Annotated in this window: 16 protein-coding genes and 1 pseudogene; 10 read left to right on the top strand and 7 right to left on the bottom strand. The window is 58.8% G+C overall.

Annotated elements, in window-relative coordinates; genetic code table 11:
* The first annotated feature begins 50 nt into the window (after positions 1 to 50).
* Positions 51 to 848 (top strand): extensin-like domain-containing protein, encoded by a 798-nt coding sequence (locus tag RHSP_RS11490; protein WP_004116630.1) that lies wholly within the window; start codon positions 51 to 53, stop codon positions 846 to 848.
* Here the strand turns inward: RHSP_RS11490 and RHSP_RS11495 are convergent.
* Together RHSP_RS11495 and RHSP_RS11500 are read right to left on the bottom strand one after the other, a co-directional pair.
* Positions 845 to 1,684, bottom strand: coding sequence for a protein-L-isoaspartate O-methyltransferase family protein (locus tag RHSP_RS11495; protein ID WP_037151269.1), 840 nt, complete (start codon positions 1,682 to 1,684; stop codon positions 845 to 847). The two genes, RHSP_RS11490 and RHSP_RS11495, sit on opposite strands and share 4 nt — an antisense overlap.
* 171 nt (positions 1,685 to 1,855) lie before the next feature.
* Entirely contained in the window at positions 1,856 to 3,535 is a 1,680-nt protein-coding gene (locus RHSP_RS11500) for a formate--tetrahydrofolate ligase (protein ID WP_004116632.1), read from the bottom strand.
* Between the two features lie 167 nt (positions 3,536 to 3,702).
* Here RHSP_RS11500 and RHSP_RS11505 point away from each other — a divergent pair, with 167 nt between their 5' ends.
* Positions 3,703 to 4,212: a TIGR00645 family protein gene (locus RHSP_RS11505; protein ID WP_004116634.1), complete on the top strand. Its 510-nt coding sequence runs from the start codon at positions 3,703 to 3,705 to the stop codon at positions 4,210 to 4,212.
* Positions 4,213 to 4,226: 14 nt separating this feature from the next.
* Here RHSP_RS11505 and RHSP_RS11510 read toward each other — a convergent pair whose 3' ends face one another.
* The gene (locus RHSP_RS11510) at positions 4,227 to 5,177 is read right to left on the bottom strand and encodes a COG3904 family protein (RefSeq protein WP_004116637.1); all 951 of its coding nucleotides are present in this window, start codon (positions 5,175 to 5,177) and stop codon (positions 4,227 to 4,229) included.
* Between the two features lie 573 nt (positions 5,178 to 5,750).
* Between RHSP_RS11510 and RHSP_RS11515 the strand changes: the two genes are divergently transcribed.
* A complete protein-coding gene (locus RHSP_RS11515; protein WP_037151272.1) occupies positions 5,751 to 6,482 on the top strand; it encodes a helix-turn-helix transcriptional regulator in 732 nt (243 codons plus the stop codon).
* Between the two features lie 102 nt (positions 6,483 to 6,584).
* On the opposite strand, the gene RHSP_RS11520 is transcribed toward RHSP_RS11515, so the two are convergent.
* The 4 genes from RHSP_RS11520 to RHSP_RS11535 form a co-directional block, all read right to left on the bottom strand.
* Positions 6,585 to 7,724 carry a DUF2333 family protein gene (locus RHSP_RS11520; RefSeq protein ID WP_004116643.1) on the bottom strand — a complete coding sequence of 380 codons (1,140 nt, stop codon included), beginning with the start codon at positions 7,722 to 7,724 and terminating at the stop codon, positions 6,585 to 6,587.
* 197 nt (positions 7,725 to 7,921) lie between these two features.
* Positions 7,922 to 8,917 carry a CCDC113/CCDC96 family coiled-coil domain-containing protein gene (locus RHSP_RS11525; protein ID WP_240535410.1) on the bottom strand — a complete coding sequence of 332 codons (996 nt, stop codon included), beginning with the start codon at positions 8,915 to 8,917 and terminating at the stop codon, positions 7,922 to 7,924.
* 99 nt (positions 8,918 to 9,016) lie between these two features.
* Complete coding sequence (locus RHSP_RS11530) at positions 9,017 to 9,403, bottom strand: c-type cytochrome (RefSeq protein ID WP_004116649.1); 387 nt, start codon at positions 9,401 to 9,403, stop codon at positions 9,017 to 9,019.
* Positions 9,404 to 9,434: 31 nt separating this feature from the next.
* Positions 9,435 to 10,016, bottom strand: a complete 582-nt coding sequence (locus RHSP_RS11535) for a thymidine kinase (RefSeq protein ID WP_004116652.1) — start codon at positions 10,014 to 10,016, stop codon at positions 9,435 to 9,437.
* 233 nt (positions 10,017 to 10,249) lie between these two features.
* On the opposite strand from RHSP_RS11535, the gene RHSP_RS11540 reads away from it, so the two are divergent.
* The 7 genes and pseudogenes from RHSP_RS11540 (at position 10,250) to RHSP_RS33555 (ending at position 16,703) form a co-directional block, all read left to right on the top strand.
* On the top strand, positions 10,250 to 11,206 hold the full coding sequence (locus RHSP_RS11540) for a choline ABC transporter substrate-binding protein (protein WP_037151275.1): 957 nt from the start codon (positions 10,250 to 10,252) through the stop codon (positions 11,204 to 11,206).
* Positions 11,207 to 11,390: 184 nt separating this feature from the next.
* On the top strand, positions 11,391 to 12,236 hold the full coding sequence (choW, locus tag RHSP_RS11545; RefSeq protein WP_240535411.1) for a choline ABC transporter permease subunit: 846 nt from the start codon (positions 11,391 to 11,393) through the stop codon (positions 12,234 to 12,236).
* Positions 12,233 to 13,282, top strand: coding sequence for a choline ABC transporter ATP-binding protein (gene choV, locus RHSP_RS11550; RefSeq protein WP_004116660.1), 1,050 nt, complete (start codon positions 12,233 to 12,235; stop codon positions 13,280 to 13,282). The genes choW and choV overlap by 4 nt, the downstream gene beginning before the upstream one ends.
* A gap of 36 nt (positions 13,283 to 13,318) precedes the next feature.
* Positions 13,319 to 13,810 carry a HugZ family pyridoxamine 5'-phosphate oxidase gene (locus RHSP_RS11555; protein WP_004116662.1) on the top strand — a complete coding sequence of 164 codons (492 nt, stop codon included), beginning with the start codon at positions 13,319 to 13,321 and terminating at the stop codon, positions 13,808 to 13,810.
* Positions 13,811 to 14,179: 369 nt separating this feature from the next.
* On the top strand, positions 14,180 to 14,497 hold the full coding sequence (locus tag RHSP_RS11560) for an ArsR/SmtB family transcription factor (RefSeq protein ID WP_004116664.1): 318 nt from the start codon (positions 14,180 to 14,182) through the stop codon (positions 14,495 to 14,497).
* 352 nt (positions 14,498 to 14,849) lie between these two features.
* Complete coding sequence (aptA, locus tag RHSP_RS11565; protein ID WP_037151283.1) at positions 14,850 to 16,178, top strand: omega-aminotransferase AptA; 1,329 nt, start codon at positions 14,850 to 14,852, stop codon at positions 16,176 to 16,178.
* Positions 16,179 to 16,297: 119 nt separating this feature from the next.
* Positions 16,298 to 16,703, top strand: a pseudogene (locus tag RHSP_RS33555) (endonuclease domain-containing protein).
* The last annotated feature ends 138 nt before the right edge of the window (positions 16,704 to 16,841 follow it).

A 16,841-nucleotide genomic window follows, 5' to 3' on the forward strand; every position in this document is an offset into this window, starting at 1 on the left:
CACGTCAGGCGTTCTATCGGCATCATCATTAGAATTGGCTGATTTACTTGATGCTGTTTAGAATCGTTTCACTAAGCTCTACGCTCCTTATGCTTATGGCCGCTGCCCTTCCGCAAACCGGCCCGATACCGGAACAAAGACCGGACAGTAAACAGGAGCAACCGGCCGAGACCCCGCCGATCCCCATGACAAAGCCGGCAGTGTCTTCGGAGGAGCTGGCGATCCCAGAAGATCAGTCGGCTACTGGCAAAATGCAGGGTCCGCCTCGCCCGCCCCTGACGATCGCCTCGGAACCGGACGAAGAGCACATGGCCTGCATGACGGAGCTGACCGCCATGGGCGCGACCCTCAAGGAAATCCCACGCATTGACGATGGCAATGGCTGCGGCATCGACAAGCCCATCGCCCTCGCCTCGCCGCTGTCAGGCATAGAACTCAAACCCGAGGGCAAGATGCGTTGCGAAACCGCGCTGGCGCTCGCTCAATGGATGAAGACAAGCGTCATCCCCTCCGCTGCCGTACTGGAGAACGGCAAGATCGTCACGATCAATCAAGCATCGACCTATATCTGCCGCCTGCGTAACAATGCCTCTGCCGGCAAGATTTCCGAACATGCCCGCGGCAATGCCATCGATATCGCCAGCTTCACTTTCGAAAACGGCAAAACCATCGGCATCGAACCCAGGCGCGAAGATCCGACCCTGACGGGCGCATTCCAGCGCGCGGCAAGCGCTTCGGCCTGCCTCTATTTTACGACCGTTTTAGACCCGGAGAGCGACGCCGCCCACGAAACGCATTTCCATCTGGATGTGCTCGAAAGGAATGGCGGCTTCCGATATTGCCATTAGGCGAAGGCATCTGAAAACCACATATCCCTATAGATCGCGACCGCTGTGTCATCGGGCGCGCGATCACGCGTCAGCCAGACCGATCGGATGGACCAGGCGCCTGCAACGGTTGGGACCTTGCTGCATTCAGCTGGATCCGATGCGCCGACGCAAGGAATGAAATAAGCGGGCATCAGTGCCCGAGCATCATACCCCCATTTCGTGCGGGTGATGCGAACGGCAAGGCCGATCCTGTCATTGGCTTGCCACGGCATGATGATCCGGCCTCCGGGCCGCAACGCCTGCAGCCACGACATCGGCGGCACGACCACGCCGGCGCTCACGTAGATCAGGTCGGCATCCGGCAACTCCAACGAGGTTGCATCGCCGTGAATGACGGAAATGCCCTCGAATGAAGCGAGATTCTCGCGTGTCCGCTTCGCCAATGCCCTGTCGATTTCAATAGCGTGAACATGGCCGCCCGGCGCCACGAGCGTCGACAGAAGAGCAGTGTAATAGCCTGTTCCCGTTCCGACATGAATGGCCGTCTCGCCAGGCCTCGGAGCGACAGCACCAATGAAGGCAGCATGGAGAAAGGGCTCGCCATTGTTGATCCCCCTTGTTCTATCCAGCGCAACGAGCACATTCTGATAGAGAAAGGCGGGATCGTCACCCGGCGTTTCGATACAGCGCCTGTTGACCACGATCTGCCACGGCCCCGGCCCCATGAACGCTTCACGCTTGACCATGTTGAAGGCCCGCTCCAGCCTCCCATCCGTCGAGTTGCTGGCGGCCGCCATCATCTTCGCATAATGGGCGCGTACTTCATCCAGACTGGCACGGCTACCTGCGGTCACGGGATGCCTCCATCGTCAAGTGCGATATTGTCGGCGCCCGTTACCGATCTTGCTAGCGATTTTTGCCACGTCAACGGCACAGACGCATCAACGCCCCGCATAACGACAATTCTTCCCGCCAGCGACTTCCAAGCCGGCAGGCGGCCCGAAGAATTGAACCAGATTCTGAACTTAAAACAGTCCTTCGATGTAGCCCTGATCATTGAGGAAAATCCTCTCGGCAGCCGGTGCTTTCGGCAGGCCGGGCATGGTCATGATCTCGCCGGTGATGGCGACGACGAAACCGGCACCGGCCGACAGCCGCACCTCACGAACCGGCACGATATGCCCTTCCGGTGCGCCGCGAACGTTTGGATCCGTCGAGAAGGAATATTGCGTCTTCGCCATGCAGACCGGCAGGTGGCCATAGCCCTGGTCTTCCCACGACCGCAACTGATCCCGCACGGCTTTGTCCGCAGTAACCTCGCCGGCATGGTAGATCTTAGAGGCGACGATCTCAATCTTCTCCAGCAGCGGAAGATTGTCCGGATAGAGCGGGTGGAAATTCGCCTGACCGGATTCGGCAAGTTCCACCACCTTGAGCGCAAGATCGACGATGCCGGCCGAACCCTCGGCCCAGTGACGGCAGAGGATCGCATCGGCACCAAGGCGCGCCACATAATTCTTCAGCGCCTCGATCTCCGCTTCCGTATCCGAAACGAAGTGATTGATGGCAACGACGACGGGCACGCCGAACTTGCGGACATTGGCGACATGCCGGCCGAGATTGGCGCAACCCTTGACGAGTGCCTCGACATTCTCCTTGCCGAGATCCTCCTTCTTGATGCCGCCATTCATCTTCAGCGCCCGCACGGTCGCGACGATGACGGCCGCATCGGGAGAGAGGCCGGCTTTGCGGCATTTGATGTCGAAGAATTTCTCCGCACCGAGATCGGCGCCGAAGCCGGCTTCCGTCACGACGTAATCGGCAAGCTTGAGCGCCGTGCGCGTCGCGATCACCGAATTGCAGCCATGGGCGATATTGGCGAAGGGGCCGCCATGCACCAGCGCCGGATTGTTCTCCAGCGTCTGCACGAGGTTCGGCTGCATGGCATCCTTCAGGAGCACGGCCATGGCGCCATCTGCCTTCAGGTCGCGGGCATAGACGGGCGTCCGGTCGCGGCGATAACCGACGATGATGTTGCCAAGCCGCTTTTCCAGATCCTTGAGGTCGGCTGCCAGGCAGAGGATCGCCATGACCTCGGAGGCCACCGTGATGTCGAAGCCGCCTTCGCGGGGGAAACCGTTGGCAACTCCACCAAGCGAGGAAACGATATCGCGCAGCGCACGATCATTCATGTCCATCGCGCGGCGCCAGGTGATGCGGCGAATATCGATATTCTGCTCGTTGCCCCAATAGATATGGTTGTCGATCAGCGCGGCGAGAAGATTGTGGGCGGAGGTGACCGCATGAAAATCGCCGGTGAAATGCAGGTTGATGTCTTCCATCGGCACGACCTGCGCATAGCCGCCGCCAGCCGCGCCACCCTTCACGCCGAAACAGGGGCCAAGCGAGGCCTCGCGCACGCAGACCACCGTCTTCTTGCCGATTCGGTTCAGACCGTCGCCGAGGCCGACCGTCGTAGTCGTCTTGCCCTCACCCGCCGGTGTCGGATTGATGGCCGTAACGAGAATGAGCTTGCCATCCTTCTTCTCGGCCTGCGCCGCAATGAAGTCGGCACCGATCTTTGCCTTGTCATAACCGTAAGGCGCCAGATCTTCCGCCGGAATGCCGAGCTTGGCACCAATCTCAATGATCGGCAGCTTATTCGCTGCACGCGCGATTTCGATGTCAGATGCGACGGTCGCCATCAAACTTGCCCCCAACACACGGTCATTTGCATGTCGGGATAAACCAATATGTTTCCGGTGTGAATAGGAGCGGCGCAGCGTCTTCCGCGAAACGGCCCGCCTTGCCGCGAGACATCTGCACACCTATTTTCGGGATCCGAATTCAAAGCGAGAACAAAGGAAAACATATGAAGTCCCTGGAATTGCTGGTCGAGCGCATCATCCTCTCCAGTCGCTGGCTTCTGGTGATCTTCTATCTCGGTCTTGCCGCTTCGCTCGCCGTCTATGCCGCCTCATTTATCTATAAGTTCTACAAGGTCGCGATCAACGCGCTGGTCTATGACGAAGCCGATATGATCCTGGCCATTCTCGGCCTCATCGACGCCGCCCTGGTGGCGAGCCTGATCGTCATGGTGATGATTTCCGGCTACGAAAATTTCGTCAGCCGATTCGATGAAGGCGAAGACCAGGTATCGTTCCTCGGAAAGCTCGATTCAGGCAGCCTCAAGATCAAGGTCGCCTCCTCGATCGTCGCCATCTCCTCGATCCACCTGCTGCAAATCTTCCTCAACGCCACTCAGTATGACAACGCCAAGCTGATGTGGTTCACCATCATTCATCTCGCCTTCGTCGTCTCCGCGCTGCTGCTTGGATTCCTCGAAAAGATCATGGCGAAAGCAAAAGCCAAGGATAGCTGAGGCTGGAATCCCGGCTATTGACCGACCATGGCCGATCGGCCGGCCGGCGATGGCGGCGGCGCGACACAATCCGAGATCGACTGGTTGGTCCCGCAGTTGCGGGCCGAAACCAGCTCAATGGCATCGGCAAGTTCCGTCGTCAATTTCAGCTTGAGGGCATCCATCTGCGAAATAAGGTGAATGCCGTTGGGGTCGGTTCCCAGCATCAGGTCGACAACCGATTTATCGATGCCCATCTTGCCCAGGAATCCGACCAGCCGCGCCTTCTGCGCCTTGTCGAGTTTGGTCGTATCATACTTGCCGACGAATTTGCGCCCGATCTCCCTCTTGGAGAGGATCTTGCGCTTGCCGTCCACGACTTCATATTCGGTGCGATATTGAACGCGCACCTCGCTATAGGTCGTGGTAATCTGATGTACGCCCATGAGTGCGAATGGGCTGTAGACACGCCGGACACCGCCGGTGAAAAACAGCGGACAGGCGGAAAAACAGACCGCGTCTGCAGAATACGGTTCTCCCTTGATCGAGCCATCCTTGGCGATCGCAGCCGGGCAAATAGGCTCGGCGTAGGGGCATAGGCGCGAGCGGGTGCGGCCAACCGCAATGGAGAGCTTCTGCCTGCGGATCGCATAAGCCATCTCCGTCGCGGCCTTCACATCGCCGCCGGGCGAATTGACGACGATCGGCAGCTTTCGATCGCCGAGCTGTTTCAGGAGCTTCTGCAGCTTTCTCGGCGAATCCGCCATGATCTGCCCTTCCGCCGAGATCCAATCGGGGCACGTATCATCACCGCGGCATTGGCCCATATCCCCATGAACGAGCAGAAACCGCATGGGCTGGCCGCTGGCAACCTCGGCCGCATCGACAGCCGCAGGCGACAGGAGCAGAAGCGAAGCAGCCGTCAGAAGCCACAGTGCCGTTTGACAAAACCGCATTGCAAGCTGCGGCAGGAAGCGAAAGTTCATGAGATAGACGCCTGGAAGCGATTGCTTTGGCAAGACCGATATCAACCGCTTTGGGCCTTCGCAAGGCAGGGCACAACACCATCATGCTATTTAGGAAAAGACAGGCTGATAGCACGCTTTGGGCGGATTTGGCTGCTGTCAGCAGTCTAGGCCTCGGCCGGTAAATTTGATCGATGAAGACCTAGCTGCAGCCACAACTCACCACACCATATAAACAGACAGTCGCTCCACCCTAAGCATGCCTAGGAGATGGTTCAAGTTCATCGTCATACCGGGGATGATCCACAACCTCCGGATAAGCCGCCTCCGACGTGGTTTGAGATCATGGCCATTCTCTTGGCAGATCCCGTTCTGATGCCGCCAACTGTATATTGGGGTCGTATTTGCAAGTATCGGAAGCGAAATTTCCGCTCGCAATGGCCGCATTGGCGAAGTGCGCACAACCTCATTAGTTACAATATTAAAATATATGAAAATGAATTTATTTCTGGTTCTGTGATATTTTTGCGTCTAGCATTCACTTGTAGATCGGGTATTTGATAACGATAACACGCTGTGGGCGCTTCTACTCATATGTCCTATATCATTGCTGCTGAGAGACAATTGCTGCTTTCTGCCGAGTTGGCTGCTGCTCGGACACAGACAGCGTTCACCCTCGCGCTCGAACGGTCAGGGACTGCCTTCGGCTTCAGCCATGTGGCCGTCATGAATGCCCCGGTTCCCGACGATTCAATGATGGCAGCGCTGCTGATCGCGGGATCCGTACCAGCTCAATTTGTGCGTGAATTCGATCGTCAGCAACTGGTCCGGCGCTGCCAGACATTGCTGCGCACACGTGATTCCGTGATGCCACGCTCCTGGCATCTGCTGGAAAAAGACAGTGCCCCGGACGTCGATCTGTCGCGCGAGTTCCATGCTCTGCTGATCAATTATAATTGCCCGATGAACGTGATCATTCCGATCAACTCAGCGGACGGGCAGCGTCTTCTTTTCTGGTTCATGGGCAATCGCAGCACACTCAGCCAGAGCGAGCTCAACGAGCTCACCATGATCATGATGCAGGCGCTCGATTCCTATAATTGCCTGAAGCGTAGCGACGGTTCGGCGCCGCATACGCTTTCGGCTCGTGAACTCGAAGTGGTTCGCTGGACGGCGCAGGGCAAGACGTCGGTCGAAATCGGCCAGATCCTTTCCCTCTCCGACCACACGGTCAACGCATATATGATGAACGCGATCAAGAAGCTCGATTGCGTCAATCGCACGCAACTCGTCGCGAAAGCCATCCGGCTCAAGCTGATCAGCTAGTCCTTCCAGCCGCCATCACGCCTCCTCCCGCACGGCAGCGCCGGCCGCTCGCGGCGCGGTTTCATCGTGCTTTATCAGGCCGACCGGCCAGGAGTTTCCCCCTTAGCGACCACCCAGAACCGTGCGGATTTCAACGAGATTTGACCGCACCCGCAGGACATGAAAGCCCATCGTCGCAAGATGGCTCGGCATGAAGGAACTGTCTTCGCTGCCATTGGAGATGATGAATGGCTGGATCCGCAGCGCCGCCCGCAGCATCTCGAGGGTGCCGCTCCAGAGCACGCCGGCATTGCGTTCGGCGATGACCTGCTGAAAGTCTGCGCCGGCCGCGCTCAAAATGCCGTAAGTGGCGTAAAGCTGGCCGTAAGCGAACCAGAAGCGATCGTCCGCACGCGTGTCGAACCATCCGTAACTGTAATTTTGAGATCGGTCGGCCAAGATATTGGCCGTGCTGCCGAGGTCACCGGCGATATGGTCGACAAACTGCAGCAGACTGTCGGCACGTCCGTCGAAAATCGTCTTGCAGGTGCTCAAATCCGCATTGAAGGCACGAAGATTGACGATAGCCACGCGATAGTAGCTTGGCGACGGCGTCTTCGGCCCGAAGGGATGCATCCCGAAATACCAGCTGGACTCGTCGAACTGCAGGTTGCCGCGCGCCTTCTGCAGATCGCTGTTGATGCCGGAGGTTCCGCGCACGCGGCCAATCGTGTCGACGAGTTCCGCCGATGTCCGACGGACCACCGAGTTCACACCCCGCTGGAAGGAGGCCTTGTTATCGAGAAAAGGCGTATCGTCCCATGACATCCCGAACAAGCCGAGCTTGTAAAGCAGCATCGACGAGACCCAGGCATTCTGATTCACGTTGAAATCGGTCAAATCGGCCGCGACATCGACCACCGCCGAAGTCTGGCAGGCCTTCGGCGCGGTGGCGGCAGCCTGCTGCCCGCTCGTTGCCGGCAACTCCTGTCCGGCGGAGAATTTGCGCTCGGAGAATTTATAGACATCGGGATAGGCCGTATTGAAGCCGGACCAGACCTGCGTCTGCCAGATGAAATAGATGTAGAGTATCGCGAGCAGGGCCACGAAGGCGGCGATCGGCAGCTTGATCATCCAATTGCGCTGCCGATACCAGCCGTGCGCGGCCAGAAAAGGCCAGGCAATCCCGACGAAGACGAGCCCCAGCCATCGTCCGATAGCGGCAGTCATCCGCTTCCAGAGTGCCGTGATCGAACCAAGCATGGACACGTCTCCTAAACCGCACCGCGCATCCCGCATCATGCGAAGGACGCCACACACCAAACCCTGCGCATCGGCCTTCTCGAAAATCCCTTTCGATTTCCGTGCTATAGGGCTTCGTTGCTATTCGTTTTCAGCAAATATGTGTTCTTGAGGAAAACAACAACAGCCCGCATGGAATTTTCGGCGCCAAGCGCCATTCATCCTTCCGGTTGCACGTCGTCGGAAGTCTCTTCCACCTCCGCAGGCGCGGACAGCAGATGTGGTTCCAGCCGCCTGGCGAATACGAAGTCGACATGCGCCTTGCGTGCCGCCAGATCATGCCCGGCCAGCACATTCGACTCGAACGCCTGGATCAGACTTTCGACCGCCGCCGGTCGAACCGCCACCAGTGACGGTGGATCGACCTCCAGCGCCAGTGCCTTCAATAAAGCGATGCGCTGCTCGATATCGACCGTGAGCTTGCCCGCCATGGCACCGACGGCGGCGATCTGCGCATTCAGGACTCCCGCCAACCCCTCATAAATATCGATAAGGCGCTGGCGCATCATTCGATCGGACTGCAGTCCCCTCTCCCGCTTGCGAATTTCATCCTGCTCGGCCAGCAGATCGCGGTAGTCCTCTCCCAACTCCGGATGAGCATCGGGATGAGACGCTAAAGGCAGGCTGCGGCGCAGGCTGGCGATCCTGGTGATCACCGCATCGGCATCGCGCTGCACCTCCTCGATCTCGAAATCGAGTTTGCGCCGTCGCTTGATTGCCCCTTCCAGATGGATTTCGCAATCGTGAAAGCATCGAGACAATGCGGGCCGCGCCTGCTTGAACAGGAGATCGAGCGTTGCAGAGGCACTCAAGGCGGCGTCGAGATCGGCAATGATCGCCTCCGGCTTCATCGGGCCGCGGGCCAGCTTCCGGCGAAGCAGGCTTGCATCCTCAAAGCCGGCGTTTTCGTCAAACCGCCGTCGATGCTGCAGATCCGCCTCCGCCGTCACGCGATCCAGGTCTTTTACCAGCGACAAGGCAAGGGATTTCCATCGGTCCAGCAGTTCGACCGTCTCACGCACCAGCGTTTCCTCGACCGGGAAATTGACGGTGTCGATGCGCTCCTCGCCTCTGGCATGGCTGGCGAGCGTCGCCACTGCGGCGCTCGTGCTGCCGATGGCGTCGTCGAGCGTCACCTGCGCCTTGTCGAGCACGCTGTCGAAGGAATGAGGTATGGCCATGAAAGCGTCTCTCCCCTGCCTCTCGGCGCGAGACTAGCCGCTTCCGCATGACATGAAAATGCCCTGCCTCATTTATCGGGCAGCAGCTGGATTCCGCAAATAGGCGATCAGATCATCGAGGTCCTTGTCGCTCTTCAAACCGGGGAAGGCCATCCTGATGCCCTTCACCAGAGACTGCGGTGCCGGCAGATATTTGCGCAGCAAGGCTTCGTCCCAGATCTTGCCGTCAGCCCCGAACGCCTTCATCGCCGGCGAATAGTTATAGTCCGGCACGCTCGCGACTGGACGACCGACAACGCCCATGAGCGACGGCCCGACGCGGTTCTCGTGCGCGGTCGCCGTGTGGCAGGCGGCGCATTTCCTGAAAACGGCAGCGCCGGCCGCTGCGTCTCCATCCGCAAAGGCCACGGAGCCGGAAGCGAGTATGATCGCCGCCAATGTCAGATAGAACAATTTCATCACGCCCTCCATCCCATCGCGTGGCCTCACCTTACTCGCCCGATATCGCCTCCTCCCAATGACGGCGGCAGAGCGAAACATATTTGTCGCTACCGCCGATTTCGATCTGCGCGCCCTCGCGCACGACCTCCCCGGTGGCATCCAACCGCACGACCATGGTCGCCTTGCGGCCGCAGTGGCAGATCGTGCGTACCTCGCGCAATTCGTCCGCGATGGTCAGCAATTCCTGCGATCCCGGGAACAGCCTTCCATGAAAATCCGTACGCAGCCCATAGGCCATCACAGGCAGGCCAAGGCGATCGACGATATGGGCGAGCTGCCACACCTGCTCGCGCGTCAGAAACTGCGCCTCGTCGACGAAGACGCAGGCCAGCGGCTCGCTTGCATGCATTCCATCGATCAACGCATAGAGGTCGTCGCCGATCTCGAACGGCATGGCATCCATCGTCAGCCCGATGCGCGAGGCGATCTTCCCGCGGCCGGCACGATCATCCAGGGCCGCAATCAAGGCGGCTGTGCGCATGCCGCGCTCCTGATAATTATAGGCGGCCTGCAGCAACATGGTCGACTTGCCGGCGTTCATCGTCGAATAGTGGAAATAGAGCTTGGCCATGACATTCTCCTTGAACGCTTCATGGGTTCTGCGCGACGATAAGAAAAGACATTCTCCGAGAAAACCACAGGATTAAGAAGCACGCGTAGGGGCGTCCAAGGCCCCCGTAACGCTCGCGCAGAAAAATAACGGCGTCGCAATCAGCCCCCTCAAACCGGCGCAAATACACTGTGGTCGCTTGAAAATGTCAGTTATTGGTGGTTGCTTGGGAACGTTACACTGGGAGTCACGCAATGATAAAAATGACCCTTACCGCAGTCGCATTTGCTTCAGCTTTTTCAGCTCTGACACTGGGCGCCACCGCTGCTTCCGCAGCCGAGGCGGCGAGCTGTGGCACCGTACATTTCGCCGATGTGGGTTGGACCGACATCACCTCCACTACCGCAACGGCCTCCGTCCTCCTGAAGGCGCTCGGCTACGACACCGACGTCAAGGTGCTTGCTGTGCCGGTGACCTATCAGTCGCTTAAGAACAAGGACATCGACGTCTTCCTCGGCAACTGGATGCCCTCCATGGCCGAGAACATCAAGCCGTTCGCGGAAGACAAATCGGTCGAAACCGTCCGCGCCAATCTCGAAGGCGCCAAGTATACGCTCGCCACCAATGAAAAGGGTGCCGCGCTCGGCATCAAGGACTTCAAGGATATCGCCGCCCATAAGGGCGATCTCGACGGCAAGATCTATGGCATCGAGCCGGGCAATGACGGCAACCGCCTGGTCATCGACATGGTCGACAAGAACACTTTCAGCCTGAAGGGCTTCGAAGTGGTCGAGTCCTCCGAGCAGGGCATGCTCGCGCAGGTCGCCCGCGCCGACAAGGAAGGCAAGCCGATCATCTTCCTCGGCTGGGCGCCGCACCCGATGAACACCACCTACAAGATGACCTATCTGTCCGGCGGCGACGACGTCTTCGGACCGAATTTCGGCGGCGCGACCGTCTACACCAACGTCCGGGCCGGCTACCTGCAGCAGTGCCCGAATGTCGGCGCCCTCGTCAAAAATCTCGTCTTCTCGCTGCCGATGGAAAACGAAATCATGGGCAAGATCCTGAACGATGGCAAGGATCCGGAAGTGGCCGCAAAGGAATGGCTGAAGGCCAATCCGGCAGCCGTTACCCCCTGGCTCGCCGGCGTCACCACCAAGGATGGCACAGACGGCTTGGCGGCGGTCAAGTCCAAGCTTGGCCTGTAATAACAGCGGTTGATTGAGGGGCGGCCAAACCGCCCCTTTCTCTTCCGTGGACGGACTGCTCCCTTCGCGTCCCGCCATTCCCAGGACAACGGTCCGTGTGGCGTGACAGACCGTTATTCTTCGGCGGCACCTTCCGGAACATACGATATCATCGGAACAGCCGCCCCCAATCGTGGGCAAAGACGTGAACTGGTTAACCGATTACCGCCTCCCCATCGGGCCATGGGCCAAAGCTGTCGTGGACTGGCTGACGACCAACGTCACATGGTTCTTCGACGGCCTTTCCTTCGTCGTCGCGCATGTGATCAACGCATTGCTGTTCCTGCTTCAGGCGCCGCATCCCTTGATCGTCGTCATCGCATTCACCGCTGCAGCCTATTGGATGCGCCGCAGCGCGGGTGTCGCAGCCCTCACCTTCATTGGCCTGCTCATCACCATCAACCAGGGCTACTGGAAGGAAACGACGGAAACATTGGCACTGGTGCTGGCCTCGACCTTCGTCAGCATGCTTGTTGGCGTGCCGCTCGGCATCGCTGCCGCCCGTCGGCCCTGGCTCTTCGCTTTCATGCGGCCGATCCTTGACCTGATGCAGACCATTCCGACCTTCGTCTACCTGGTGCCGGCCATGATCCTGCTCGGCCTCGGCATGGTGCCCGGCCTCGTCGCCACGGTCGTCTTCGCCATCCCGGCCCCGATCCGCATGACCCGTCTCGGCATCATCTCCACGCCTCCCTCTCTGGTGGAAGCAGCGGAATCATTCGGCGCCACGCCACGACAGGTACTGCGCAAGGTGGAACTGCCTTTCGCCATGCCGCAGATCATGGCAGGCCTGACGCAGACCATCATGCTGTCGCTCTCGATGGTATCGATCGCCGCACTCGTCGGAGCTCCCGGTCTCGGCGTACCGGTTCTGCGCGCGCTCAATAGCGTCAACGTTGCCAAGAGCTTCGACTCTGGTGCCTGCATCGTCATCCTGGCGATCATTCTCGACCGTATGTTCCGCGCCCCTGGCGAAGGAGATCGCTCATGACCACCGCTGTCGCATTCAACAATGTCAGCATCATCTTCGGCGATCGCCCCGATGCAGCGCTGAAACTCGTCGACAATGGCAAATCGCGTGACGAAATCGGCAAGTCCACAGGCATGGTGCTTGGTGTCGCCAACGCCTCGCTGGAGATCGAGGAAGGCGAAATCCTCGTCCTGATGGGCCTCTCCGGCTCCGGCAAATCGACGCTGCTGCGCGCCGTCAACGGCCTTGCCCCCGTCGTGCGCGGCGAGGTCGTCGTCAATACCAAGAACGGCCCGGTCAATCCTTATTCCTGCAATCCCAAAACGCTGCGCGATCTGCGTATGCACACGGTCTCCATGGTGTTCCAGCAGTTTGCGCTGCTGCCGTGGCGCACCGTCGCCGACAATGTCGGCTTCGGCCTTGAGCTTGCCGGCGTTCCGGAAGCCGAGCGCAAGAAACGCGTCGGCGAACAGCTCGAACTCGTCAACCTTACGCAATGGGCCAATCGCAAGGTTAACGAGCTTTCGGGCGGCATGCAGCAGCGCGTCGGCCTGGCGCGCGCCTTTGCGACCGGCGCCCCGATCCTGCTGATGGACGAGCCGTTCTCCGCGCTCGACCCATTGATCCGTACGCGGCTTCAGGACGAGCTGCTCGAATTCCAGCGCCGCCTGAAGCGCACGATCCTCTTCGTCAGCCACGATCTGGACGAGGCCTTCCGCATCGGCAACCGCATAGCCATCATGGAAAGCGGCCACATCATCCAGTGCGGGACGCCACAAGAGATCGTCAAAAACCCTGCCGATCAATACGTGGCCGATTTCGTGCAGCACATGAACCCGATCAGCATGCTGACGGCGCGCGATGTCATGCAGCAGGGCGTCGGGCACTCGGCCAATGGCGGTTCCGTCACGGCTACGGCCACCGCCGCCACGCCGCTCGTCGATATCCTCGACGCCCTCACCCGCCAGCCGGGCAATATCGGCGTTGTTGACAACGGCACGATTATCGGAACGATCTCTGCGCAAGACGTCGTGGCTGGCCTCACCAGCCACCGGCGAAAGGAGTAGTCGTTCGCGACTGCTCCTCAATTCATGGAGCAGTTAATGAGCGATAAACCATCGATAATCCGGGAAACGGACGAGGATGCGCGCAACCAGGCGCGCATCCTCGTCCATACGGCCTCGCATGCAGCTCTGGCCGTCATCGACCCCGAGACCGGCTTTCCGTCCGTCAGCCGCGTTCTGACGGCCATGGATACGGACGGCGTACCCGTCATTCTCGTGTCCGGCCTTTCCTCTCATACGAAGGCCCTGGTGAAAGACCCGCGCGCTTCGGCGCTGTTCGGCGATCCCGGCAAGGGCGATCCCCTCGCTCATCCCCGCCTGACCGTGCGCTGCAGCGCCGAACGCGTCGATCAGCAAGGCGAGGCCCATGCGCGCATTCGCAAGCTTTTTCTTGAGCGTCACCCCAAGTCCAAGCTCTATATAGACTTTCCGGATTTCTGCTTCTTTCGCCTGGTTCCGCTTGATGCAAGCCTGAACGGCGGCTTTGGAAGGGCCTATATTCTGTCCTCGAAGGACCTTGTGATTCTTTAGGCTGAAAACAAATTTCCGTTGCAATAAGGCCATACAATAGTGCGAGAATTAGTAGCTGGGTAGCCAGAGATAGTTGCGACCATTATTGGTAGGTTTCTATTCAATAGCCCGGAAAACCGGGCGATTTCTGATCTATATGTGATCGCAACCGACCTATTTTGGGTTAATTGATGTTCTGAAACGGACCCGGGCCGCCCTTTATGACATCGCGCGGCTGTCATACGTACATGCCTAAAACAGCATACCCGATACCTTAAATTTAGGTATATACAATCTTCGGCTCCTATTGGTATTGTTCAATATCGGTTTGGTACCGGCATAGAAATAGCACAATTTCTGATGTGCGCTCCGCATTGGGAAGTTTAAAACATGAAGACAAGAAATTTAGCCGAACACTCTAATGTTGCGGCGGCATTATTATCTGCAATGGCGAACCCAAAGCGTCTTTTGATTCTTTGCAGTCTTGTTAAAGGTGAGGTTCCCGTTGGCGTTTTGGCCAATCAGGTCGGACTGAGTCAATCGGCACTTTCCCAGCACCTTTCGAAGCTTCGCGCTCAGAAGCTGGTGAAGACGCGCCGTGATGCTCAAACGATTTACTACTCCAGCACGTCGGAATCGGTCATCCGGGTTCTCGAAACGCTGGAAGACATTTATTGTGAACCTGAAAAAAGTAGATCGGCTGCCTAAGGGCTCCAACGAGCCCCGGCTTTGCCGGCGAACGGTCTTGCAGGGACACTTTCTACCCCGGAAGATCGACTTTCTTTCATCACCACACGCTTAACTGCTTCAGCTGGCAAATCAGTGATTTGCCGGCTTTTTCATTTGTGTTTCGGCACCACCCGCAGGCAAGCTGCCTCCCACGGGATCAAGTCCGATCCGCCGCCCGAGCAGACGCGCCCCTTTCATGCCGCCCCTCCCCAACACCATCTTTGCCTTGACGCAAAAAGGCCGGCTGATAATTTGACCAGGCAGTAAATATAATCGCGCGGCGTAGCGCCGCAGACGGGAAATGGCCCCCGAATGGCCATTGGAGAACAGCATGTCGGACCGTTTGAATGCCACCCCCAACGATTTGCGCGCCTTCTGGATGCCGTTTACGGCCAACCGTCAGTTCAAGAAGGAACCGCGCCTCTTCGTCGGCGCCAAGGATATGTACTACACCACCCATGACGGTCGGCAGGTACTGGACGGAACGGCGGGCCTGTGGTGCGTAAACGCAGGGCACTGCCGCCCGAAGATCACCGAAGCGATCCGCCAGCAGGCGGGCGAGCTCGACTATGCCCCCGCCTTCCAGCTCGGCCATCCCAAGGCCTTCGAACTGGCGAACCGCCTCGTCGATATCGCCCCCGAAGGCCTGGACCACGTCCTCTATACAAACTCCGGCTCTGAATCGGTCGAGACTGCGCTCAAGATCGCGCTTGCCTATCACCGCGTGAAGGGCAATGGCTCACGCTTCCGTCTCATTGGCCGCGAGCGCGGCTATCACGGCGTCAACTTCGGCGGCATCTCCGTCGGCGGCATCGTCTCGAACCGCAAGATGTTCGGCACGCTCTTGACCGGCGTCGATCACATGCCGCACACGCATCTGCCCGGCAAGAACAACTTCACGCGCGGCGAGCCCGAGCATGGCGGCGATATCGCGAGCGAACTCGAGCGCATCGTCACGCTGCACGATGCCTCGACCATCGCGGCCGTCATCGTCGAGCCGGTTGCAGGCTCCACCGGCGTCCTCATTCCGCCGAAGGGCTATCTGCAGAAGCTGCGCGAAATCTGCACCAAGCACGGCATCCTCCTGATCTTCGACGAAGTCATCACCGGCTTCGGCCGTCTGGGCGCTCCCTTCGCTGCTCAGTATTACGATGTGAAGCCTGATATGATCACCACGGCCAAGGGCCTGACCAACGGCGTGATCCCGATGGGCGCGGTGTTCGTCACCTCGGAAATCCATGACGCCTTCATGCAGGGACCCGAGCACATGATCGAGTTCTTCCACGGCTACACCTATTCCGGCAATCCGATCGCCTCTGCCGCAGCGCTTGCGACGCTCGACACCTACAAGGAAGAAGGCCTGCTCACCCGCGCAGCCGAGCTTTCCGACTACTGGGCCGATGCCTTGCATTCGCTGAAGGACTGCCCGAACGTCATCGACATTAGAAACACCGGCCTGATCGGCGCCATCGAGCTCGACCCGATCGCAGGCGAGCCCACCAAACGCGCCTTCACCGCCTTCCTGAAGGCCTATGAAAAGGGCCTGCTGATCCGCACCACCGGCGACATCATCGCGCTTTCGCCACCGCTGATCATTGAGAAGCACCATATCGACGAGCTGTTCGGCAAGCTTCGCGAGATCCTGCAGAATAATATCTAAGGCGAAATCGCACCATCTCGTCTCAATGAGGCAAAATGGTATCAGCGAATTCGAGGGCATCCCCTCTCCCCGCTTGCGGGGAGAGGGTTAGGGTGAGGGGCTGTTCATGGCGATGTTAGATGCGCGGTCCGGAGCCTAAAACCACGCAGCGCGCACGCAAGCCTCCGTCAGTCGGACAATGATGCCGAAGCGAAATTATGGTCGGAACTTCGCAACCGACGACTGAACGGCTTCAAATTCGTCCGGCGGTTTCCAATCGGTCCTTATTTCGCTGATTTCGTCTGTCGGGAGCGAACTCTCGTCATCGAAGTCGATGGCAGCCAACATGCCGAGAACAGGCGTGACGCCATCCGCGATGAATTCATGACCTGCGAAGGTTGGTCTATCGCTCGCTTCTGGAATGTTGACGTTCTTACAGCTATGCCATCCGTTCTTGAAACCATCATAGCCATCTGTGATGGCAGATTGACCGAGGCGGTGGTGGCCCGTGACTTCAAGTTCCTTCCGGCAATGCCGCAGAAATAGCCCCTCACCCCAACCCTCTCCCCGTTTTACGGGGAGAGGGAGTCTGTCGAACTCCCAAAACACCGTCCGATCAACAAATTCGGATAGATCCCCTCTCCCCGTAAAACGGGGAGAGGGTTAGGGTGAGGGGTAATACGG

It is taken from the genome of Rhizobium freirei PRF 81 (genome assembly GCF_000359745.1).
Lineage (GTDB): Bacteria > Pseudomonadota > Alphaproteobacteria > Rhizobiales > Rhizobiaceae > Rhizobium > Rhizobium freirei.

What these genes read in the sequence shown, in the direction of transcription:
- RHSP_RS11520 (WP_004116643.1), bottom strand. Translation starts at nt 7,724, where the DNA reads ATGCTTGGTTCGATCACGGCACTCTGGAAGCGGATGACTGCCGCTATC.
- RHSP_RS11510 (WP_004116637.1), bottom strand. Translation starts at nt 5,177, where the DNA reads ATGAACTTTCGCTTCCTGCCGCAGCTTGCAATGCGGTTTTGTCAAACG.
- RHSP_RS11515 (WP_037151272.1), top strand. Translation starts at nt 5,751, where the DNA reads ATGTCCTATATCATTGCTGCTGAGAGACAATTGCTGCTTTCTGCCGAG.
- RHSP_RS11505 (WP_004116634.1), top strand. Translation starts at nt 3,703, where the DNA reads ATGAAGTCCCTGGAATTGCTGGTCGAGCGCATCATCCTCTCCAGTCGC.
- RHSP_RS11490 (WP_004116630.1), top strand. Translation starts at nt 51, where the DNA reads ATGCTGTTTAGAATCGTTTCACTAAGCTCTACGCTCCTTATGCTTATG.
- RHSP_RS11500 (WP_004116632.1), bottom strand. Translation starts at nt 3,535, where the DNA reads ATGGCGACCGTCGCATCTGACATCGAAATCGCGCGTGCAGCGAATAAG.
- RHSP_RS11535 (WP_004116652.1), bottom strand. Translation starts at nt 10,016, where the DNA reads ATGGCCAAGCTCTATTTCCACTATTCGACGATGAACGCCGGCAAGTCG.
- choV (WP_004116660.1), top strand. Translation starts at nt 12,233, where the DNA reads ATGACCACCGCTGTCGCATTCAACAATGTCAGCATCATCTTCGGCGAT.
- RHSP_RS11540 (WP_037151275.1), top strand. Translation starts at nt 10,250, where the DNA reads ATGATAAAAATGACCCTTACCGCAGTCGCATTTGCTTCAGCTTTTTCA.
- RHSP_RS11555 (WP_004116662.1), top strand. Translation starts at nt 13,319, where the DNA reads ATGAGCGATAAACCATCGATAATCCGGGAAACGGACGAGGATGCGCGC.
- RHSP_RS11530 (WP_004116649.1), bottom strand. Translation starts at nt 9,403, where the DNA reads ATGAAATTGTTCTATCTGACATTGGCGGCGATCATACTCGCTTCCGGC.
- aptA (WP_037151283.1), top strand. Translation starts at nt 14,850, where the DNA reads ATGTCGGACCGTTTGAATGCCACCCCCAACGATTTGCGCGCCTTCTGG.
- RHSP_RS11560 (WP_004116664.1), top strand. Translation starts at nt 14,180, where the DNA reads ATGAAGACAAGAAATTTAGCCGAACACTCTAATGTTGCGGCGGCATTA.